The sequence below is a fragment of the Variovorax paradoxus genome (genome assembly GCF_902712855.1).
GTDB classification, from domain to species: domain Bacteria; phylum Pseudomonadota; class Gammaproteobacteria; order Burkholderiales; family Burkholderiaceae_C; genus Variovorax; species Variovorax paradoxus_Q.
In genome coordinates, this window is sequence record NZ_LR743508.1 from 1,203,765 (window position 1) to 1,223,265 (window position 19,501).

At 69.8% G+C, this 19,501-nt stretch carries 20 protein-coding genes; 11 read left to right on the forward strand and 9 right to left on the reverse strand.

The features are described from left to right. Positions 1 to 24: 24 nt before the first annotated feature. Genes AACL56_RS32140 through AACL56_RS32150 form a run of 3 tightly spaced genes read left to right on the forward strand, consistent with a single transcriptional unit; the run spans position 25 to position 3,009 of the window. Entirely contained in the window at positions 25 to 984 is a 960-nt protein-coding gene (locus AACL56_RS32140) for an ABC transporter permease (RefSeq protein WP_339094421.1), read from the forward strand. Next, on the forward strand, positions 984 to 1,781 hold the full coding sequence (locus AACL56_RS32145; protein ID WP_339094423.1) for an ATP-binding cassette domain-containing protein: 798 nt from the start codon (positions 984 to 986) through the stop codon (positions 1,779 to 1,781). The genes AACL56_RS32140 and AACL56_RS32145 overlap by 1 nt, the downstream gene beginning before the upstream one ends. Then, positions 1,774 to 3,009, forward strand: a complete 1,236-nt coding sequence (locus tag AACL56_RS32150; RefSeq protein ID WP_339094425.1) for an ROK family transcriptional regulator — start codon at positions 1,774 to 1,776, stop codon at positions 3,007 to 3,009. Before AACL56_RS32145 ends, AACL56_RS32150 begins: the two co-directional genes overlap by 8 nt. Positions 3,010 to 3,064: 55 nt before the next feature. Here AACL56_RS32150 and AACL56_RS32155 read toward each other — a convergent pair whose 3' ends face one another. Further along, the gene (locus AACL56_RS32155) at positions 3,065 to 3,472 is read right to left on the reverse strand and encodes a DUF6194 family protein (RefSeq protein WP_339094427.1); all 408 of its coding nucleotides are present in this window, start codon (positions 3,470 to 3,472) and stop codon (positions 3,065 to 3,067) included. A gap of 108 nt (positions 3,473 to 3,580) precedes the next feature. Here AACL56_RS32155 and AACL56_RS32160 point away from each other — a divergent pair, with 108 nt between their 5' ends. Then, complete coding sequence (locus AACL56_RS32160) at positions 3,581 to 4,297, forward strand: hypothetical protein (RefSeq protein WP_339094430.1); 717 nt, start codon at positions 3,581 to 3,583, stop codon at positions 4,295 to 4,297. A 33-nt stretch (positions 4,298 to 4,330) separates the two neighbouring features. Here the strand turns inward: AACL56_RS32160 and AACL56_RS32165 are convergent, their stop codons facing one another. The 8 genes from AACL56_RS32165 to AACL56_RS32200 all read right to left on the reverse strand — a co-directional run bounded on the left by AACL56_RS32165 (position 4,331) and on the right by AACL56_RS32200 (position 11,676). Further along, positions 4,331 to 4,765 (reverse strand): VOC family protein, encoded by a 435-nt coding sequence (locus tag AACL56_RS32165; protein WP_339094432.1) that lies wholly within the window; start codon positions 4,763 to 4,765, stop codon positions 4,331 to 4,333. 94 nt (positions 4,766 to 4,859) lie between these two features. After that, positions 4,860 to 5,441, reverse strand: a complete 582-nt coding sequence (locus AACL56_RS32170) for a dihydrofolate reductase family protein (RefSeq protein ID WP_339094435.1) — start codon at positions 5,439 to 5,441, stop codon at positions 4,860 to 4,862. A gap of 115 nt (positions 5,442 to 5,556) precedes the next feature. Further along, positions 5,557 to 6,570, reverse strand: coding sequence for a Bug family tripartite tricarboxylate transporter substrate binding protein (locus tag AACL56_RS32175; protein ID WP_339094437.1), 1,014 nt, complete (start codon positions 6,568 to 6,570; stop codon positions 5,557 to 5,559). A gap of 13 nt (positions 6,571 to 6,583) precedes the next feature. Further along, a complete protein-coding gene (locus tag AACL56_RS32180) occupies positions 6,584 to 8,005 on the reverse strand; it encodes a sensor histidine kinase (protein ID WP_339094439.1) in 1,422 nt (473 codons plus the stop codon). 326 nt (positions 8,006 to 8,331) lie between these two features. Then, positions 8,332 to 8,997 (reverse strand): response regulator, encoded by a 666-nt coding sequence (locus AACL56_RS32185; protein WP_339094441.1) that lies wholly within the window; start codon positions 8,995 to 8,997, stop codon positions 8,332 to 8,334. Positions 8,998 to 9,127: 130 nt separating this feature from the next. After that, positions 9,128 to 10,135, reverse strand: coding sequence for a Bug family tripartite tricarboxylate transporter substrate binding protein (locus AACL56_RS32190; protein WP_339094443.1), 1,008 nt, complete (start codon positions 10,133 to 10,135; stop codon positions 9,128 to 9,130). 73 nt (positions 10,136 to 10,208) lie between these two features. Next, a complete protein-coding gene (locus AACL56_RS32195) occupies positions 10,209 to 10,856 on the reverse strand; it encodes a hypothetical protein (protein WP_339094445.1) in 648 nt (215 codons plus the stop codon). Position 10,857: 1 nt separating this feature from the next. Beyond that, positions 10,858 to 11,676 (reverse strand): IclR family transcriptional regulator domain-containing protein, encoded by an 819-nt coding sequence (locus AACL56_RS32200; protein ID WP_339094447.1) that lies wholly within the window; start codon positions 11,674 to 11,676, stop codon positions 10,858 to 10,860. A gap of 199 nt (positions 11,677 to 11,875) precedes the next feature. Here AACL56_RS32200 and AACL56_RS32205 point away from each other — a divergent pair, with 199 nt between their 5' ends. The 7 genes from AACL56_RS32205 (at position 11,876) to AACL56_RS32235 (ending at position 19,474) form a co-directional block, all read left to right on the forward strand. Next, a complete protein-coding gene (locus AACL56_RS32205; protein WP_339094449.1) occupies positions 11,876 to 12,799 on the forward strand; it encodes a shikimate dehydrogenase family protein in 924 nt (307 codons plus the stop codon). Between the two features lie 142 nt (positions 12,800 to 12,941). Continuing rightward, positions 12,942 to 13,775 (forward strand): shikimate dehydrogenase family protein, encoded by an 834-nt coding sequence (locus AACL56_RS32210; RefSeq protein WP_339094451.1) that lies wholly within the window; start codon positions 12,942 to 12,944, stop codon positions 13,773 to 13,775. Between the two features lie 16 nt (positions 13,776 to 13,791). Next, entirely contained in the window at positions 13,792 to 15,015 is a 1,224-nt protein-coding gene (gene pcaB, locus AACL56_RS32215; protein ID WP_339094453.1) for a 3-carboxy-cis,cis-muconate cycloisomerase, read from the forward strand. Continuing rightward, on the forward strand, positions 15,012 to 15,470 hold the full coding sequence (locus AACL56_RS32220; protein ID WP_339094455.1) for a carboxymuconolactone decarboxylase family protein: 459 nt from the start codon (positions 15,012 to 15,014) through the stop codon (positions 15,468 to 15,470). The genes pcaB and AACL56_RS32220 overlap by 4 nt, the downstream gene beginning before the upstream one ends. Beyond that, positions 15,467 to 16,696: a multidrug effflux MFS transporter gene (locus AACL56_RS32225; protein ID WP_339094456.1), complete on the forward strand. Its 1,230-nt coding sequence runs from the start codon at positions 15,467 to 15,469 to the stop codon at positions 16,694 to 16,696. Before AACL56_RS32220 ends, AACL56_RS32225 begins: the two co-directional genes overlap by 4 nt. Then, complete coding sequence (locus AACL56_RS32230) at positions 16,693 to 17,457, forward strand: alpha/beta fold hydrolase (RefSeq protein WP_339094457.1); 765 nt, start codon at positions 16,693 to 16,695, stop codon at positions 17,455 to 17,457. The genes AACL56_RS32225 and AACL56_RS32230 overlap by 4 nt, the downstream gene beginning before the upstream one ends. A 133-nt stretch (positions 17,458 to 17,590) precedes the next feature. Beyond that, positions 17,591 to 19,474 (forward strand): bifunctional sugar phosphate isomerase/epimerase/4-hydroxyphenylpyruvate dioxygenase family protein, encoded by a 1,884-nt coding sequence (locus AACL56_RS32235; RefSeq protein ID WP_339094459.1) that lies wholly within the window; start codon positions 17,591 to 17,593, stop codon positions 19,472 to 19,474. Positions 19,475 to 19,501: the final 27 nt, after the last annotated feature.

Genomic DNA, 19,501 nt, shown 5'->3' on the forward strand with positions numbered 1-19,501 from the left:
GCTGAGGCTTCAGGGAGTTCCTCGATGGCGAAATCCGCAAAGCACCACATCCCGTGGGGCGCCCTGGGGCCGTGGCTGGCCCTGCTCGGCGCGTGCATCTTCTTCGCGACCCAGTCCGACCGCTTCCTCACGGGGGGCAACCTGTCGCTGATCCTGCAGCAGGTGATGGTGGTGGGCGTGATCGCCATCGGCCAGACGCTCATCATCCTCACGGCGGGCATCGACCTGTCGTGCGGCATGGTGATGGCGCTGGGCGGGATCATCATGAGCAAGTTCGCGACCGAACTGGGCTTGCCCGCACCCGTTGCCATCCTGTGCGGCATCGGGGTGACGACGCTGTTCGGGCTGCTCAACGGCCTGCTGGTCACGCGCATCAAGCTGCCGCCCTTCATCGTGACGCTGGGCACGCTCAACATCGCCTTCGCGATCACGCAGCTGTACTCGTCGTCGCAGACCATCACCGACCTGCCCGGCGGCCTCACGGGCCTGGGCACCACCTTCGCCATCGGCGGCGCCGAGGTGGCCTGGGGTTCGGTGCTGATGGTGGCGCTCTATCTGCTCGCCTGGTTCGTGCTGCGCGAGACGGGCGCGGGCCGGCATATCTATGCGGTGGGCAACAACGCGGAAGCCACGCGGCTGGTGGGCATTCCCACGCAGCGCGTGCTGCTGGGCGTGTACGTGGCCGCAGGCGTGCTGTATGGCATTGCGTCGCTGCTGTCCGTGGCGCGCACCGGCGTGGGCGACCCCAACGCAGGCCAGACCGAAAACCTCGACGCCATCACCGCAGTGGTGCTCGGCGGCACCAGCCTGTTCGGCGGGCGCGGCGTGGTGCTGGGTTCGCTCATCGGCGTGCTGATCGTCGGCGTGTTCCGCAACGGGCTCACGCTGATGGGCGTGTCGTCGATCTACCAGGTGCTGGTGACGGGCGTGCTGGTCATCCTCGCGGTTGCGGCCGACCAACTCTCCAGACGCGGAGCACGCTGATGAACACCGCTGCCAACCGAAAGATCGTGATGCAGGCCAAGGGCCTGGTGAAGCGCTACGGCCAGGTGACCGCGCTCGACGGTGTCGACTTCGAACTGCGCGAGGGCGAGATCCTCGCGGTGATCGGCGACAACGGTGCGGGCAAGTCGTCGCTCATCAAGGCGCTGTCGGGCGCGGTGGTGCCCGACGAAGGGCAGATCCTGCTTGACGGCAAGCCGGTGCAGTTCCGCAACCCGCTGGACGCGCGCCGCGCGGGCATCGAGACCGTCTACCAGGACCTGGCCGTGGCCCCGGCCATGACCATCTACGAGAACCTGTTCCTCGGCCGCGAGTTGCGCCGCCCGGGTTTCATGGGCAACGTGCTGCGCATGCTCGACAAGAAGAAGATGCTGCAGGAAAGCGCTGCGCGCATGGCCGACCTGAAGGTGGGCATCCAGTCGATGACGCAGGCGGTGGAGACGCTCTCGGGCGGGCAGCGCCAGTGCGTGGCGGTGGCGCGCAGCGCGGCCTTCGCGCGGCACGTGGTCATCATGGACGAGCCCACCGCCGCGCTCGGCGTGAAGGAAGGCAACATGGTGCTCGAGCTGATCCGCCGCGTGCGCGACCGCGGCCTGCCGGTGGTGCTCATCAGCCACAACATGCCGCACGTGTTCGAGGTGGCCGACCGCATCCACGTCGCGCGGCTCGGCAGGCGCGCGGCGGTGCTCGACCCGAAGAAGATCAGCATGAGCGACACCGTCGCCGTGATGACCGGCGCCATGACGGCCGACCAGCTGCCCGCGGAGGCGCATGCCTGATGCCGGCGCTCCTGTGCGCGTGCCCGACCGTGCCCCGGACCTGTTGCGTCCGCGCGGCTCCAACCAGGTCGGCATGCGGCAGTTCAACGAACGCACGGTGCTGCAGGCGCTGCGCGTTCACACCAGCCTGCCCAAGGCCGACCTGGCGCGGCTCACCGGCCTCAGCGCGCAGACCATCGGGCTCATCACGGCGCGGCTGGAAGAAGACGGGCTCATCGTCAAGCAGAGCCGCGTGCGCGGTCGCATCGGCCAGCCATCGGTGCCGCTGGCGCTGAACCCCGACGGCGCGTTCTCCATCGGCATCAAGGTGGGGCGGCGCGGCGCCGAATGGCTGCTGATCGACTTCACCGCGCAGGTGCGCGAGCGGCACGCCATCAGCTACGACTTTCCCGACGCTGAAGAACTGCTGCCCGCCATCGCACGGCACATCCACCGCCTGCGCGACGGGCTCGGCCCGCTGGCCGTGCGCAGCGTGGGCGCGGGGCTGGCTGCGCCGTTCCAGCTCGGCGGCTGGCACCGCACGCTGGGCCTGTCGAAGGCGCAGGCCGACCTGTGGAACGGGATGGACCTGGCGGCCGAGGTGCGCGCGCGCACCGACGTGCCGGTGAGCTTCGCGCGAGACACCGTGGCCGCCTGCGTGGCCGAACTCGTGGGCGGGCGCGGCCACGACCTGAAGAGCTTCCTGTACATCTTCGTCGACACCTTCGTGGGCGGCGGGCTGGTCATCAACTCGCACCTGCATACCGGCATGCACGGCAACGCGGGCGCGCTCGCGTCGTTGCCCATGCAGCCGCCGGGCCACGGCGGCACGCTGCCGATGCAGCTCATGGCGCAGGCCTCGCTCTGGGAGCTCGAGCAGCGCCTGAGCGCCGAAGGCCTCGACGCCATGGCCGCCTACGACGAGCGCGCATTGCAGCCGCCGCACGCGGCCATCACCCAGGCCTGGCTCGACAGCGCGTCGCAGGCACTGGCGCATGCCATCGTGAGCGGCACCGCCATGCTCGACCTGACCGACGTGGTGGTCGACGGCTCGATGTCGCGCGTGCTGCTGCAGGCGCTGCTCGATCGCACGCGGGCCGCGCTCGACCAATGCAACTGGGAAGGGTTGTGGCAGCCGCAGCTGCACGGCGGCAGGGCAGGCGCGCAGGCCTGCGCGCTCGGCGGTGCGATGCTGCCGCTGCATGCCAACTTCGCACCGGGCCACGACGTCTTCCTGAAGGCGGCATAGCGCCGCGACGTGCAGCCCGCGTTGCCTGCGGCTGCCTGAACGGCGACGGCGGTTTTTAGCCGGCCTTTCGCGTTCTTGCGAGCTCGAGCGCCTCGGCGAGCAGCGGCTTCACTTTCTCGAAGGTCTGCGCGCTCGGGTTGATCACGCTCACCCAGTACGTCTTGCCGCAGGCGGGGTGCGGCATCAGCGTGTCGAGCGCCATCGGGTCGACCGGGGCGTGTTCGCTCGTCGCCTCGCCGAACAGCGCCTGGAAGGTCTCCTTGCCCACGCCGATGTTCAACCGGAACACACCGGGGCGGTCCAGGTTGGAGGCGTTGTCGAATTCGTTGTCCTTCGTCACGATCGTCGCGAACGGAAACCTGTTGCCCGCGTCGTGAAAGAAGAAGGTGTCGTCGTTCGCCAGCGTGAAGTGGCCGCCGGCGAGCATGTCGATGATGTGTTGCGTGAGGGTGTCTTCTGTCATTGCGTGTGAAAAGCTCTGCCGCTCTGTCGAACAGCCAGAGGCAAATGATGCCTGCATACCGCCAATGGCAGATGGAGCAAGGCGCGCCGGAAGTTCACACTGCCGCCCATGACCGAAGCCGAACTCCTCGCGACGCAGAAGCAGCTGAGCCTGGACCGCGAGCGGCTCGAGCGCGAGAAGCTCGAGTTCGAGCAGAAGAAGATGCAGCGCGTGACCATCGCGATCTCGATGGTGGCGCTGGTCGTGTCGCTGCTGCAGGTGGCCGTGGCCTTCATGCAGAGCCGGCTGAGCACCGCGCAGACGGTAGAGAAGTTCATTCCCCACCTGCAGAAGCCCGACACGCGCGATGCCGCGCTGCTCACCATGGCCGCCTTCACCGACCAGGAGTTCGTGACCCAGCTGGCCGAGAAGCTCAAGGCGACGACCGTGCTGGAAACCCTGCAGGCCAAGGGCAGCGACCAGGATAAGGCGCGCGCCACAGAAGCGCTGTCGTCGCTCGACGTCAAGCGCAAGCAGTTGCTGGACCGCGCCTTCGACGACAACAAGCAGACGCGCATCCAGGCCACCACCGAGCTGGTGCGCCAATGGTCGAACGACCCGAAGGTGGTGCCGGAGACCATCGCCGCGGCGGGCGGCAAGAGCGGCAACGCCAGTGGCGTGGTCAATGCGCTCGTCGTGCTGCGCGAGGCGCAGCCCGAGGCCCTGCGCGCCAACTCGGCCGAGCTGGTGCCGTTTCTCGACAAGGTGGAGGCCAACGGTCCGCAGACGCGCGCACTGACGGCGCAGGTGCGCGAACGTGCCGGCTTGCCCGCGAGCGCGCCCTGAAGGGGGCGTTCTCGGGCATTGCGCTGCGTGTGGTCAGCCGAGTTGCTCGGCAAGCCCGACGATGATGCCCTCGGGTCCGCGAATGTAGGCAAGCCGGTACGATGCGCCGTACTGCATCTGGCCGATGAGTTCCGCGCCATGTGCCTGCATCCGCGCGACGACGGCATCGATGCCATCGACCGCGAACATGATGCGACGAAGACCCAGGGCATTCACCGGCGCATCGACGGGGCCGAACCGGACCGCATCGGGCGTGTGGAACTTGTCCAGCTCGATGCCCTGCCCATCGGGCGTACGCAGCATCGCCAGGGTCGCCCGGACATCGCCGAGTCCGATGAGGCGCCCGACATCGGGCCCTTCCACCGTGGTCTGGCCCTCGAGCGCGAGGCCCAGTTCGAGGAAGAAGGCCTTCACCGCTTCGAGATCGTCGACAACGATCAGCACGTTGTCCATTCGCTTGACTGTCATGTCTCCCGCTCGCTCCTTCGGATGTCTCGTTCATCGGGGCGTCGTCGCCTGCAGGCCGCTCGCTGCAGGTTCGGCATTCCGGTGCCTTGCCGCATCACTGTCCGGTCTTCACGGGCCCGGCGAACCGGTAGGTGCTCAGAATGAGGCCGGATGGCATGGCCTTGGTGCCGGCAAGCTCGAACGTGCGCGGCGGGGTGCCTTCCGCGAAGAGGCGCTTGCCTGTGCCCAGCAGGACCGGATACACGATCAGGACCATTTCGTCCGCCAGCCCGTTCGCGAGCAGCGTCGACGTCAGCGTGGAGCTGCCCCACAGCACAAGGTCGGGACCGTCCTGCGACTTGATGCGCCGAACGCTCTCGACGATGTCGGGTCCGATACCCTCGAACGGACCCCATTCGAGACTTTCCGGGCGATGGGTCGCGACATGCTTGGTCGCCGCATTCAACGCGTCGGACATCGGGCCGCCCGGCGCCTTCGGCCAGTAGCCCGACCAGATGTCGTAGGTGCGGCGGCCCAGCAGCAGGTCGAAGCGCCCGCCTTGCACGGCGAAGACCTCGTCGCGGCCCGCAGGGGTCCGGTAGGGGGCGGTCCAGTCGGCAAGGGGGAAGCCGTCTTCGCCGGAGGTCTGTATCACGCCGTCGAGCGACGTGTGCTCCATGATCTTCAGTTGTCTCATTCGGGTCTCCGCGTGTCGGGTTGGAGGATTCCACTGGCTTGGACAAGGGGCGTGCTGCCTGGCGACATGTTACGGGTGCCATCGGCATCGCGCGCATGCCGATGCACATGTTCCTTCAGGGCTTCCAGCGGCGCAGCCCCAGTTCGTCGGCAAGCTGCCGGTAGGCCCTGATGCGTGCCTGCACGTAGTCGTCGAGCGCTGCGCCGGTGAGCGCGAAAGGGTAGAGGCCATGTCGCTCGCGCAGCGCGGCATAGCCGGGCGCCGCGGTGGCCTCGGCGAAGGCGGCGGCCCATGCGCGCGCGGCGGCTTCGGGGACATCGGCGCTCAGGTACAGGCCGCGCACCGTCGGCCACACCAGGTCGATGCCCTGTTCGCGCGCGGTGGGCACGCCGGTGAGCGCGCCGCCGAAACGGTTCTCCGACAGCACCGCCAGCAGCCTGACGGCGGCGCCGCCTGCCATGGCCTGCAGCGCTTCGGCCGCATCGCCGGGAAAGGCATCGACATGCTTGCCTTGCAGCGCGCCGAGCGCGTCGCCGCCGCCTTCGAACGACACGAAGCGCATCGCCTTGGGGTCGCGCTCGGCGGCGCGCACCAGCAGCGCGGCCTTCACCCAGTCCTGGCTGCCGACGGTGCCACCCGCGCCGAAGACGATGCGCGAGGCGTCCTGCCGCAGCGCGCCGATCAGGTCCTGCAGGCGTTTCCACGGCGAATCGCGGTGCACGGCGACCACGCCGTAGTCGGTGCCCAGCGTGGCGATCCAGCGCACGGCCGAGGGCGGGTGCGGGCCGAATCGGCCCTGCGACAGGTTGAGCAGCGAGCCGCTGGAGAACGCCACCAGCGTGCCCGGTCCGCCGAGCCGCCCGGTGGCGATGCGGTCGAACGCCACCGCGCCGATGCCGCCCGGCAGGTAGCGCTGGGCCAGCGGCGGACGCGCCGGGCGCACTGCCTGCAGCGCGTCGCGCGCCAGCGCGCAGGTCAGCGCGAAGCCGCCGCCGGCCTTGGCGGGAATCACGCACTCGGCGGCTGCTTCCGAAGGGTCGCCCGGCGCCGCGATCGCGCCCAGGCTCGACGGCATCAGCGTCGCGGCGAGCGCGCGCAGTGCGTGGCGGCGGTTGGGATGCAGGTGCATGGCAGTGGACCCGTCAGGTGGCGGCCGGCGGGCTCGTGCGCGGCCACCAGATGATGGCATGCAGCCCCGGGCCGGCCTCGCGCGCCTCGAGCCGAAGCTCGCCCCGGTGGCGCTGCGCGATCGACCGCGCAATCGCCAGCCCGAGCCCGAAGCCGCCCTTGCCCGCGCGTGCGCCGCGACGGAACCGCTGGCCCAGCGCGGCGCGTTCCTCGTCGCTCAGGCCCGGCCCGTCGTCCTCGACATTGAGGCTCCAGCCCGCCGCGTCGCCGGCCGCGAAGAGCGTGATGGTGCCTTCGGCCGGTGTGTAGGCGATGGCGTTGGCGACGAGGTTGCCCAGCGCCTCGCGCATCAGCGCGCGGTCGGCCACCGCGACGAACCCCGGCGTCGGCGAATGGATGCCCAGGTCGATCCGCTTGGCACGCGCCAGCGGCAGCAGGTCGACCGCCACTTCGCGCAGCAGCGCGGCCATCTCGAACCCGGCCGGCTCCACCGGCACCGTGTCGCTGCGTCCCAGCGCCAGCAGTTGCTGCGCGCTGCGCGTCGCGCGGCCGATCTCGGTGCCGAGCGCATCGAGCGCCAGCTGGACCTGCGCCGGGTCCTGCTCGCGGCGCGCGTAGTCGGCCTGCATCTGCAGCGTCGTGAGATGGGTGCGCAGCTGGTGCGAGGCGTCGTCGAGAAACTGCCGCTGCTGCGTCACCAGCTCCTGCGTGCGCGACATCTGCTGGTTGACGGCCGCGACCAGCGGTCGCACCTCCGCAGGCAGGTCGGTCTCGCCGATGCGCGTGAGGTCGTCGGGCGTGCGTGCCTGCACCTCGCGCGCGAGCCGGGAGAGCGGTCGCAGCGCCGCGGCCAGCGCCAGCGCGGTGCCGCACAGCAGCATCGCCAGCACCAGCGCGTCGCGCAGCGCCGCGCTGCGCACGAAGCGCGTGCTGAATTCCTGCCGCGAGCGGGTGCTCTCGCCGACCTGGACCAGCACGCTGCGCCCGTTGCTGCCGGCTGGCGCGCGGTCGAGGTCTCGCCGGTAGGCCGCGAGCCGCACCGCCTCGCCGAAGTAGGTCGCGTCGTAGAAGGCCGGCACACCGATGGCCAGTTCGCCCGGCGGCTCCGGCAGGTCTGCGCTGCCGAGCTCGACCAGCCCGTCGGAGGTCGCCACGCGAAAGAAGACCTGCCCGCTCGCCGTGAGCTCGAAGAACTCGAACATCGTGTACGGCAGCTCGACCGAGAGGCCGCCGGAGGCCGTCGAGATGTTCGCATCGATCGATTTCAGCGCCCCCAGCAGCGAGCGGTCGTAGGCCGCGTTCGCCGCAGCCAGAGCGTCGTGCCGCGTCATCCACAGTTCGATGCCGGTCACCGCCAGCAATGCGGGGAACAACAGCAGCGCGAGCCGCTGCCACAGGCTCGCACGCCGCAGGCGGCCCACGATGTTCAAAGGCATGGCCACCATGCACCGAACCCCACCGGTCTGGTCGCGAGCCACCGCGCAACTGCTCTTGCGTGGCAGCCAACGTAGTCCCCGGTGAGAGACCGAAAGCAGCGAAACGCGGTGCACGAACTCCGGGAAAGTCGGGGGCACCGCGGAACCGGCTTTGCCGGGTCGCAGGTGCCGCCCCCGGCGAGGGGGAAGGAGAAGCGACACGCAGTGCGCGAAGCCTGGGGGAGATGCAGCCTCCGCGGAACCGGCTTTGCCGGGCCGCCGGTGCCGCCCCCGGCGAGGGGGAAGGAGCAGCGACACGCAGTGCGCGAAGCCTGGGGGAGGTTCATCTACTCGGCTTCCAGCACATAGCCGAGTCCGCGCAAGGTGACGATGCGCACGCCCGTGCCGTCGAGCCGCTTGCGCAGGCGGTAGACGAACACCTCGACCGCCTCGGGATGCACGTCCTCGTCGTCAGGGAATACGCGATCGAGGATCTGCTGCTTCGACAGCGGCTCGCCGCTGCGCTGAACCAGCACGCGCAACACCGCCAGCTCGCGCGGCGAAAGCGCGAGCGCCTCGCCGTTGAGCGTGAAGTGGCGGCGTGCGCCGTCGTACACCAGCGGCCCGCACGCCAGCCGCGGATGCTCCACGCCGCGCGCGCGGCGCACCAGCGCATGCAGCCGCGCCTCGAGTTCGGCCAGCGCGAACGGCTTGGCCAGGAAGTCGTCGGCGCCCGCGTTGAGCGAAGCCACGCGCTCGCCCAGCGAGTCGCGCGCCGTGAGGATCAGCGCCGGCAGCCGCTGGTCGCGTTCGCGCAGCCGCTGCAGCACCGTGTGGCCGTCCATGCCCGGCAGGCCCAGGTCGAGCACCAGCGCATCGTGGTCGCGCTGCTGCAGCGCCCGGTCGGCCAATCGCCCGTCGTCCACCCATTCGACCTGGATGCCCGCGTGCTCGAGCGCCTTGCAGAGCCACGTGCCCAGGGTATGTTCGTCTTCGGCCAGGAGGATGCGCATGGCGAATGCTAGAGCGGCTGGCCTTTTCGCGAAACACCAAGGAACCGGCTCCGCCGGGCCTTAGGTGTTGCCCCCTGCAAGGGGGTTGGCGAAGCGACACGAAGTGCGCGAAGCCTGGGGGTGTGCCCAATCAGTCCGGCTTGATGTTGGCCCGTGCAATCACCTTCTGCCAGCGCGTCTGCTCGGCAGCGATGAACTGCGCGAACTGCTCCGGCGTACCCCCGATGGCTTCGGCGGCGTCGCCCGTGAGCCGCTGCATCGACTCGGGCGACTTCACCGCCTTCATCGTCTCGGCGGAGAGCTTGGCCAATTGCGCCGGCGCGATGTTGGCGGGCGCGAGCATGCCGTACCACTGCGTCATCTCGAAGCCAGGGAAGCCCTGCTCGGCCACGGTCGGCACGTCGGGCAGCTGCGGCAGGCGCCTGGCCGAGCCGGTCGCGATGCAGCGCACCTTGCCTGCCTTGATGAACGGGATGATCGCGGCCGCGCCGATCGCAGAGGCGTCGAGCCGGCCCGAGAGCAGGTCGGTCACCATCGGGCCGGTGCCGCGGTAGGGCACGTGCAGCATGAACACGTCGGCCGTCATCTTCAGGTACTCGAAGGCCAGGTGGCCCGCGCTGCCGTTGCCGGCCGAGCCGTAGCTGAGCTTGCCCGGCTTCGACTTGGCGTAGGCGATGAACTCCTTCAGGTTCTTCGCCGGCACGTCGGGGTGCACCACGTAGAGGCTCGGCACCTTGGCCAGCAGGCTGACGGGCTTGAAGTCCTTGTTGGCGTCGTAGGGCAGCTTGGCGAAGATGTACGGGTTGACCGCCAGCGTGCCGATGTGGCCGAGGATCAGCGTGTGCTGGTCGGTGGCGCGCGCCACTTCGCTCATGGCGATGTTGCCGGCCGCGCCGGGCTTGTTGTCGACGAACACGCTCTGGCCGAGCGTGCGCGAGAGTTCGGCGGCCGTCGAGCGCGCGACGATCTCCGAACTGCCGCCCGGCGCGAACGGCACCACGAAGCGGACCGACTTGCTCGGCCAGGTGTCCTGCGCCGAGGCCTGCGAGGGCAGCATCCCGCCGAGGGCGAGGGCGCTGCCGGCCTGCAGCCAGTGGCGGCGGTTCAGGGGGAAGTCGTTCGGTAACAGGGCGGACATGGGCTTGTTGTCTCCAGCGCTTGTGTTTGAAAGCCCGCATCGTGCCCGGGAGATGCTGTCGGAATGCTGTCAGTCAGTCGCGGGTGGTCCAGTAGTCGCGGCCGAATTCGCGGGCCAGCCGGGCGATGAGCCCCTCGGTGCGCGCGAGTACGCCGGCAGCCTGCGACCTCACGGGTTCGTGTGCAAAGCGCAGGTTGTGGTGTGTTTCGCCCGAGTCCGGGTCGCTTTCGTGCATGTAGAGCGTGCCGTCGTGCAGGTGCAGTTCGAACGCCCAGCCCTGTTCGTAGTAGGAGAAGACTTCGCCCGCCTTTCGGGTGTCGAGCGCCTCGATGAAGAGCCGACCCTCGATGAAGTGGTCGTGCCACGGAAAACTCAGCACGAGCCCTCCCGGCGCATGCACCACCGGCCGGTTCCAGAAATATGCGCCGCGGCGCGGGTCCCTGCCGTGGAGGGCCGCCTTGTCGAGCACGTCGCGGTAGTGCCTGCACAGTTGGTCTTCCCTGCCGATGGCGTCGGCGGACAGCACGAAGTGCCGCTCCACGAGCGCAATGGCGGGCTGCACCAGCGGATCGCGCAGGGCCTCCCACTGTGCAGCCGAGAAGTCGTTCTCCGGGCCGTAATAGAAGGTCGGCGAAATCGCGAAGCCGATGTCCACCTGCACGCCGTCCACCGGCCTGGATTGGCGGGTCCAATCGGGAAGAAGGGGCGCGGGAATGGCCATGTCAGATCAGGTTGCGCATGGCCTGCGCGGTTTCGCGCAGCACCGGCAGCACGCGCGCCACCGCATCTTCGGAACTCTCGTGGCCCATCGGCATGGTGATGTTCAGCGCGCCCACCAGCGTGCCGTGGCGATCGCGCAGCGGCACCGCGATGCCGCGCGAGTTCAGGTCGAGCTGCTGTTCCGACAGCGCCCAGCCCTGCGCACGGATGCGCGCCAGTTCGAGCTTCATGCGTTCCATGCTCGCGATGGTGTGCGACGTAAACACGGTCAGCTGGCGCGTGGCGAGCCACTCGCCGAGCTCGGCGTCGCTGCGCAGCGCGAGCATCAGCATCCCCGACGCAGTGACCTGCGCCGGTACGCGCGCGCCCAGCACGTAGCCGGTGCTCATGCTGCGATTGGGGCCGTTGCGTGCGATGTAGACGACCTCGTCGCCGTCCATCACGCTGAGGTAGGCGATCTCGTTCGTGCCGGCCGCCACCCGCTGCAGGAAGGGCTGCACCACGCGCGGCAGCCGCGCCGATTCCAGGTACGACCGGCCCAGCCGCAGCACGCGCGGCGTGAGCCAGAACAGCTTGCCGTCGCTCGCCACGTAGCCCATGTGCTGCAGGGTGAGCAGGTAGCGCCGCGCGGCGGTGCGGGTCATGTTCGTGCGCTGGCCTGCCTGGCTGGCGGTCAGGCGCGGATTGGCGTCGTCGAAGGCCTCGATGATGCTCACGCCACGCTCGAGGCCGGCGATCCAGTCGCGCTTGTCCAGGCCCGGCGGCGGCGCGGCGTCGTCCCTCTGGCTGTCGCGGAGGTGGTCCTTTGGCGTGGTGCTCATGGCCGGAAGTGTGCCTGCGGCGCGGGCGCCGCTGCATGCCGGTGGCATCCCGGAAAACCCTTGGATCGTGCGATTGTCGAAATCATATGTTCGATAATCGCACGCTTGTTCGGCCTTAGCGCTGCAAGGACGACGCGAAGCGACTATAAAGCTCGGCATCCGGCCTCGAAAAGAGCGATTGACGAACGGAAACACGCACATGAGCCATTCCATCCGCGGCAGCACCCAGGCGTACCTGATTCCGGGCGACCCGGTCCGCAACGTGCGCCTGCCGCGCATGTTCAACGCGGCTTTCGAGCGTTTCGACATCGACGCGGTGCTGCTGCCGATGCAGGTGCCGGTGCGCGACTTCGCGGTGTTCTTCAAGTCGGCCTTTCTTGCGCGCAACCTGCGCGGCATGGTGATCGCGCCGCCGCACAAGCCGCTGGTGGTCGACCTGCTCGACGGCTGCGGGCTGTTCGGCCGCGTGGCCGGCTCCGTCAACGTGGTGCGCCGCACCGAAGGCGGCCAGCTCGAGGGCGACCTGTTCGACGGCGAAGGCCTCATCGGTGCGCTCGACCACTGCAACATTCCCTTCCGCGGCAAGCGCGTGCTGATCCTCGGCGCGGGCGTGAGCGCCGCGGCCATCGGCGTGGCGCTCGCCGAGGGCGGCACGGTGAACGGCGCGGAGCACATCGCGTTCCACGACACCGCGGCCGGCAAGGCGGCCGGCGTCGCCGCCAAGCTGGACGCCTTCTTCGACGCCACGGTGGTCGCGGTGGAAAGCAACGCGCCCGAGGGCTACGACCTCGTCATCAACGCCACGCCGCTGGGCCTGGTCGAGGGCGACGCGCTGCCGGTCGACGTGACCCGCATGGACAGCCACGCGGCGCTGTTCGACATCCTGCTGCGCAACCAGCCCACGCCGCTGGTGCAGGCAGCCCGCGCGCGCGGCCTCAATGCGCAGGCGGGCTTCGAGATGCTCATCCAGCAGATGCCGCACTACTTCCGCTACTTCGGCCACCTCGACGCAGCCGAGGCCATGCAGGCCGACGCCGGCTTCCTGCGCGAGATCATCTATCCCCCGGCGATGCAGGCCGAAATCGCGCAGCCCCTGCGCTACCACTCGCCGAGCGTGGCGTAGATGGCTCACCCCCAGGCTTCGCGCGCTTCGCGTCGCAACGCCAACCCCCTGGCAGGGGCCAATGCCTGCGGCCCGGCAAGGCCGGTTCCGCGGCATGGAAGAAAACCTTCGTCGACCTTTGATTGCACAGAGTGATTCCCCAATGATTTCCGGCAAGACCACCCTCATCGCCCACCTGGGTTTCCCCACCGAGGCCTTCAAGGCCCCGATGATCTACAACCCCTGGTTCGACAAGCAGGGCATCGACGCCGTGGTCGTGCCCATGGGTGTGAAGCCCGAGGACTACGCGGCCTCGCTGCCGCAGATCTTCAGGTTCAGCAACCTGCGCGGCGCGCTCGTGACCATGCCGCACAAGGTCACGACCATGTCGCTGGTCGACGAGGTGACGCCCACTGCGCGCGTGGCCGGCGCCTGCAACGCCATCCTCAAGCGCCCCGACGGCACGCTGCTGGGCGATCAGTTTGACGGCGCGGGCTTCGTGCGCGGCGTGGAGCGCAAGGGGCGCCTGTTCAAGGGCACGCGCGTGCTGGTGTCGGGCACGGGCGGCGTGGGCTCGGCCATCGCGGCGTCGATCGCGGCCGCCGGCGCGGCCGAGCTGATGCTGTTCGACATGAGCGAGGCCTCGGCCAATGCACTCGCGGCGCGGCTGCGCGAGAACTATCCGCAGATGAAGGTGGCCACCGGCTCGAAGGACCCGGCCGGCTACGACGTGGTGGTCAATGCCACGCCGCTCGGCATGAAGGACGGCGACCCGCTGCCCTTCGACGTCGATCGCATCGACCCTTCCACCTTCGTCGGCGAGGTCGTGATGAAGACCGAGTTCACGCCGCTGCTGCAGGCCGCAAAGGCCAAGGGCTGCGCCGTGCAGGTCGGCACCGACATGCTGTTCGAGATGATCCCGGCGTACCTCGAGTTCTTCGGCTTCGGCACGGCGTCGCCCGACGAGCTGCGCGCCGTCGCGCAGCTCAAGTACTGAAAGGCAGGGCCACCGCATGAGCATTTTCGAAGGCTTTCTTTCCACCTCCGAGACGCTGGGCGCCTTCAGCGACCGCGCCTTCGTCGACGCCATGCTGCGCTTCGAGGCGGCGCTGGCGCGCGCGCAGGCCGCCGAAGGGCTGATTCCCGAGAGCGCGGCGCACTCGATCGTGAGCAGCTGCAAGGTCGAGCTGTTCGACGTGGCCAAGATCGTGCGCGAGAGCGGCCGTGCCGGCAGCGTCGCCATTCCGCTGGTGAAGGCGCTGCGCGAAGCGGTGGGGCTGTTCAACGCGGACGCCGCGCCGTTCGTGCACTTCGGCAGCACCAGCCAGGACGTGATCGACAGTGCGATGGCGCTGGTCACGCGCGAAGCGGTGGCACTGGTCGAGGCCGACCTGGCCCGCGCCGCCGACGCGCTGCTGCGCCTTGCCGTGACCCATGCCGAAACGCCGATGCTCGCGCGCACGCTGATGCAGCCGGCCTCGGTCACCAGCTTCGGCTTCAAGTGCGTCGGCTGGGCCGCGCCGCTGGTGCGCAGCCGCATCCGGCTGCGCGAGGCCGCAAAGCACGCGCTGCAGCTGCAGCTGGGCGGTGCCGTGGGCACGCTGGCGCAGATGAAGGGCCAGGGCCCGGCGGTGCGCAAGCGCATGGCCAGGGAACTGGGCCTGGGCGACCCCGGCGCCACCTGGCACACCCAGCGCGACGAATGGGTGGCGCTGGGGTGCGAACTCGGCCTGATGACCGGCAGCCTCGGCAAGGTCGCGGTCGACATCGCGCTGCTGGGCCAGTACGAGGTGGCCGAGGTCACCGAGCCCAGCGAGCCCGGGCGCGGCGGCTCGTCGGCCATGCCGCACAAGCGCAACCCGGTGGCCTCGATGGTCGCCATTGCCGCGGCGCACCGCGCGCCGCAGCGCGTGGCCGCCTTGCTGGGCGCCATGCCGCAACAGCACGAACGCGCTCTCGGCGCGTGGCAGGCCGAGCTGGGCGAATGGCCGCAGCTGCTGATGTCGGCGCACGGCAGCGTGCGCGCCATGGCGGGCGCGCTGCCCGGCCTGCAGGTGGACGCCGCGCGCATGCGCGCCAACATCGACCGGCTGCGTGCCGAACTCCCGCGCGACGCGGCCGACGAATGGTTCGACCCCGCGCTCGCTCACAACGCCGGCCAGGCCGCGCTCGCCGAAGTGAAGGCGCTGCAGGTCCGGCTGGCCCAACACGAAGAACACAAGGAACCTCCGAAATGACCGCCCCCGAATTTCCCGCAACGCCCGAAGTGCCGGCCGAAGGCTACGAATCCGGCCTCGTCAACCGCCGCCGCGTGCTCGGCGACGCGTGGGTCGACAAGTCGCTCGCCAACCGCAACGGGTTCAATGCCGAGTTCCAGGAACTCATCACGCGCCACGCCTGGAACGACATCTGGGGCCGACCCGCGCTGGGCGACAAGACGCGCCGCTACATGGTGCTGTCGATGATGCTGGGCATCCATGCGTACGAGGAATTCGCGATGCACGTGCGCGCCGCGCTCGACGGTCCGCCCGAGTCGCGCCTGACGCCCGAGGACATCAAGGAAGTGATCATGATGGCCGCCATCTACTGCGGCGTGCCGGTGGCCAACCATGCCTTCGGCATCGCCACCGGCATCCTGCGCGAGAAGGGCCTGCTGGCGGCGGCGCCGGCCCCCCAGCCCGCCTCCAGGTGAGCGCGCCGGACGCCCCGCGCAAGGGCCGGTTCGACCTCAGCTTCACGCTGCTGTTGCCGCTGCTGCTCGCGGCGCAGCCGGTGGCCACCGACAGCTATCTTCCCGCGCTCCCCGCCATTGCGAAGGAGCTGGGTTCGGCCAGCACCAGCCTCACGCTGTTCGTGCTGGCCTTCGGCTTTGCGCAGCTGCTGTGCGGCCCGCTGGCCGATCGCTTCGGCCGCCGGCCGGTGCTGCTCGCGGGGCTCGGCTGCTACATCGTCGCTGCGCTGGGCGGCGCACTGGCGGGCAGCGTTGCCCTGCTGGCGGGCTGGCGCACGCTGCAGGGCTTCTCGATGGCCGCCATCCTCGTGTGCTCGCGAGCGGCCGTGCGCGACCTGTACCCCGCGCACGAAGGCCCGCACGTGATGGCGCGCGGCCTCACCGGCCTGGGTGTGGTGGGGCTGCTGGCGCCGCTGCTCGGCGCATGGCTGGTGCAGGGCGCGGGCTGGCGCTGGGTGATGGTGGCGATGGCGCTCTATGCCTCGGTGCTGTTCGCGATGTGCTGGCATGCGTTCGGCGAGACGCGCAGGCCGGTCGCGCCGGGCAGCGGCGAGTCGTCCGCGCCGCGCGGCAGCACGCGCGCCGTGTTCGCGAGCCGTTCGTTTCGCGCGTGGGCCTCGGTGGCCGCCACCACGTACGGCGGGCTGTTCTGCTTCCTGCTGCTGTCGCCGATGGTCTACATCGGCTACCTCGGCTGGTCGCCCGCGTGGTACGGGTGGATCCCTGCGGGCGGCTCGCTGGTCTACATCTTCAGCACCACCATGTGCCGCACCCTGCTGCGGCGCTATGGCCCGGTGCGCACCGTGCGGCTGGGCGCATCGCTGAGCCTCGCGGGGCCGGTGATCCAGGCGCTGGGCTGCCTGCTGCTGCCGCCGAGCGCGGTGCCGCTGCTCGTGGGCCACGCGGTGTACTGCCTGGGCCACGGCATCCACCAGCCCTGCGGCCAGGCCGGCGCGGTGGGCGACCTGCCGCACCTGGCGGGCCGGGCCGTGTCGTGGTCGGGCTTCGGCATGATGATGGTCGCGTTCTGCGTGGGCCAGCTGGCCGCGCGCTTCGTCGACAACGATTACTCCAACGGCGCCTGGCCGATGGTCGTGCCCATGCTGTGCGCCGGCTGCGTGCTGATGGCCATCGCGTTCTTCTGGCTGCCGCGCCTGCAACACCCAACCAAGGAAACCACACCATGACCCGTTTGAATGTCGTCCGCGAAGGCGAAGGCCCCTTCGTCGTGCTCAGCCATGCGCTCGGCTGCGACCTGCACATGTGGGACGCCGTGGCCGCGCAGCTGGCGCGCGCCCACACCGTGCTGCGCTACGACCACCGCAACCATGGCGCCTCCGAGGTGGTGCCCGGCGCGTTGCGCATCGAGACGCTCGCGCAGGACGCGGCCGAGCTCATCCGGCGCGAGACGGGCGGCGAGCCGGTGCACTTCGTGGGCCTGTCGATGGGCGGCATGACGGCGCAGGCGCTGGCCGTGCGCCACCCCGAGCTGCTGAAGACGGTGGTCATCGCCAATTCGTCGGCCCACTATCCCGACCAGGCGCCCTGGCGCGCCCGCGCGGAAACCGTCGGTGCCCAGGGCGTGGCCGCCATCGCCGACGGCGCCGTCTCGCGCTGGCTCACGCCGGCCTTCGCCGCCACGCCCGAGGGCGCGGTGGCCTCCGGCCAGTTGCGCGACACGCTGGTGCGCACCGACGCGCAGGCCTATATCGCCAGCTGCAACGCGGTGGCGGCCATCGACTTCCGCGAGAGCAACCGCCGCATCGCCGTGCCCACGCTGGTGATCGGCGGCCTGCAGGACCTGGCCACGCCGATGGCCATGTCCGAGGCCGTGGCGGCGGCCATTCCGGGGGCGCGGCTGGCCACGATCGATGCGGCGCACGTGAGCGCCGTGGAGCGTCCGGCGGAATTCGCGCAACTGCTGATCGATTTCTGGCGCAGTCTTTGAGCGCGCGGCGCGGGGTACCGAACCTAGGTGTATCCCGTATTTCGTTCGATTAACGGACGTATTTGATCGATCATCGATCAGTGGAGCGCTGAATCGATTGTGGCGCGCGTCGGGTGTTCCTAAAGTCCACCCCATGCACCGCTCCATCGCCACCGTGTCCCTCAGCGGCACCCTTCGCCAGAAGCTCGATGCCGTCGCGGCCGCCGGCTTCGACGGCATCGAGCTGTTCGAGGCCGACTTCATCAACTTCAAGGGCACGGCCTCCGAGCTTCGCGGCATCGCGGGCGACCTGGGCCTGACGATCGACCTCTACCAGCCCTTTCGCGACTTCGAGGCCATGCCCGAGGCGCAGTTCCGCCGCAGCCTGGAGCGCGCCGAGCGCAAGTTCGACCTGATGGAGGCCATGGGCGCGCCGCTGGTGCTGTGCTGCTCCAACACCTCGCCGCTGTGCGCGAACGACCCGGCGCTGGCCGCCGCCCAACTCCACGAACTCGCCGAGCGCGCCGCGCGCCGCAACCTGCGCGTGGGCTTCGAGGCGCTGGCCTGGGGCCGCCATACCTCGCTGTACGGCCAGGCCTGGAACATCGTGAAGCAGGCCGATCACGCGCACCTGGGCCTGATCCTCGACAGCTTCCACACGCTCTCGCTGAAGGACGACCCGGCGGGCATCGCCGGCATCCCGGGCGAGAAGATCTTCTTTCTTCAGATGGCCGACGCGCCGCTGCTGGCCATGGACGTGCTGCAGTGGGCGCGCCACCACCGCTCGTTCCCGGGCCAGGGCGACTTCGACGTCATCGGCTTCTTCGAGCAGGTGCTGCGCGCGGGCTATACCGGGCCGCTGTCGCTGGAGATCTTCAACGACATCTTCCGCGAGACGCCCAACCGCCGCACCGCGGTGGACGCGATGCGCTCGCTGCTGTACCTCGAGAGCGAGGCGCGCCAGCGCATGGCCGCGGCGGAACCGGTGCAGCCGCAGCGCGTGGAGCTCTTCAATCCGCCGCCGGTGCCGGCACTCTCCGGCCTGTCGTTCATCGAGTTCGCGGCCGACGAGGCTTCGGCCGCGACGCTGGCCGTGCTGCTGCCGCAACTGGGCTTCCGCCGCATCGGCACGCACCGCTCCAAGGCGGTGACGCTGTACCGCCAGGGCGACATCAACCTGATCGTGAATGCGCAGCCCGACTCCTTCGCGCGCCAGCGCTTCGAGGCGCACGGCACCTCGGTGTGTGCGCTGGGCGTGCGTTGCGACGACCCGCTGGCCGCGGTGGGCCGCGCCACCGCGATGCGCTCGCAGCGCCACGACAGCCCGGTCGGCCCCAACGAACTGCGCGTGCCGGCCATCGTGGCGCCTGGCGGCAACCTGATCCATTTCGTGCCCGAGGCGCTGGGTGCCAACGGCCTGTACGAGGCCGACTTCGTGCTCGACGATGCAGGCGCGGGCGCGAACGATGCGGGGCTTCAGCGCATCGACCACGTCGCGCTGGGCCTGGCCGTGGACCAGCAGGACACCTGGGTGCTGTTCACGCGCGCCGTGCTCGGCCTGGAGCCCAGCGAGAGCCTGGAGCTGGCCGATCCGTTCGGCCTCATCCGCAGCCGCGGCGTGGCCAATGCCGACCGCAGCCTGCGCCTGGTGCTCAACGTGTCGCTGAGCCAGCGCACCCGCACCGCGCGCACGCTGAGCGTGACCGGCGGCGGCGCGGTGCACCACATCGCGCTGGGCTGCGAGGACATCTTTGCGGCAGTGAAGGCGCTGCGCGCCAATGGCACGCGCTTCGTGCCGATTTCCGACAACTACTACGACGACCTGGCCACGCGCATCGACATCGCGCCCGAGCTGCTGGCGCGCCTGCGCGAAGCGGGCGTGCTGTTCGACCGTTCGCCGGCCGGCGACTACCTGCATATCTATACCGAGAGCTTCGAGGGTGGACTGTTCTTCGAGGTCGCGCAGCGCGTGGGCAGCTACGACGCGTACGGCGCCCTCAATGCACCGGCGCGCATGGCTTCGCAGGCGCAGGATTGATTTCGCTGGCTTTTCCGATCACTTACC

What these genes read in the sequence shown, in the direction of transcription:
- AACL56_RS32160 (WP_339094430.1), top strand. Translation starts at nt 3,581, where the DNA reads ATGACCGAAGCCGAACTCCTCGCGACGCAGAAGCAGCTGAGCCTGGAC.
- AACL56_RS32170 (WP_339094435.1), bottom strand. Translation starts at nt 5,441, where the DNA reads ATGAGACAACTGAAGATCATGGAGCACACGTCGCTCGACGGCGTGATA.
- AACL56_RS32145 (WP_339094423.1), top strand. Translation starts at nt 984, where the DNA reads ATGAACACCGCTGCCAACCGAAAGATCGTGATGCAGGCCAAGGGCCTG.
- AACL56_RS32235 (WP_339094459.1), top strand. Translation starts at nt 17,591, where the DNA reads ATGCACCGCTCCATCGCCACCGTGTCCCTCAGCGGCACCCTTCGCCAG.
- AACL56_RS32200 (WP_339094447.1), bottom strand. Translation starts at nt 11,676, where the DNA reads ATGAGCACCACGCCAAAGGACCACCTCCGCGACAGCCAGAGGGACGAC.
- AACL56_RS32205 (WP_339094449.1), top strand. Translation starts at nt 11,876, where the DNA reads ATGAGCCATTCCATCCGCGGCAGCACCCAGGCGTACCTGATTCCGGGC.
- AACL56_RS32155 (WP_339094427.1), bottom strand. Translation starts at nt 3,472, where the DNA reads ATGACAGAAGACACCCTCACGCAACACATCATCGACATGCTCGCCGGC.
- AACL56_RS32165 (WP_339094432.1), bottom strand. Translation starts at nt 4,765, where the DNA reads ATGACAGTCAAGCGAATGGACAACGTGCTGATCGTTGTCGACGATCTC.
- AACL56_RS32185 (WP_339094441.1), bottom strand. Translation starts at nt 8,997, where the DNA reads ATGCGCATCCTCCTGGCCGAAGACGAACATACCCTGGGCACGTGGCTC.
- AACL56_RS32180 (WP_339094439.1), bottom strand. Translation starts at nt 8,005, where the DNA reads ATGCCTTTGAACATCGTGGGCCGCCTGCGGCGTGCGAGCCTGTGGCAG.
- pcaB (WP_339094453.1), top strand. Translation starts at nt 13,792, where the DNA reads ATGAGCATTTTCGAAGGCTTTCTTTCCACCTCCGAGACGCTGGGCGCC.
- AACL56_RS32140 (WP_339094421.1), top strand. Translation starts at nt 25, where the DNA reads ATGGCGAAATCCGCAAAGCACCACATCCCGTGGGGCGCCCTGGGGCCG.
- AACL56_RS32175 (WP_339094437.1), bottom strand. Translation starts at nt 6,570, where the DNA reads ATGCACCTGCATCCCAACCGCCGCCACGCACTGCGCGCGCTCGCCGCG.
- AACL56_RS32190 (WP_339094443.1), bottom strand. Translation starts at nt 10,135, where the DNA reads ATGTCCGCCCTGTTACCGAACGACTTCCCCCTGAACCGCCGCCACTGG.
- AACL56_RS32150 (WP_339094425.1), top strand. Translation starts at nt 1,774, where the DNA reads ATGCCTGATGCCGGCGCTCCTGTGCGCGTGCCCGACCGTGCCCCGGAC.
- AACL56_RS32230 (WP_339094457.1), top strand. Translation starts at nt 16,693, where the DNA reads ATGACCCGTTTGAATGTCGTCCGCGAAGGCGAAGGCCCCTTCGTCGTG.
- AACL56_RS32210 (WP_339094451.1), top strand. Translation starts at nt 12,942, where the DNA reads ATGATTTCCGGCAAGACCACCCTCATCGCCCACCTGGGTTTCCCCACC.
- AACL56_RS32220 (WP_339094455.1), top strand. Translation starts at nt 15,012, where the DNA reads ATGACCGCCCCCGAATTTCCCGCAACGCCCGAAGTGCCGGCCGAAGGC.
- AACL56_RS32195 (WP_339094445.1), bottom strand. Translation starts at nt 10,856, where the DNA reads ATGGCCATTCCCGCGCCCCTTCTTCCCGATTGGACCCGCCAATCCAGG.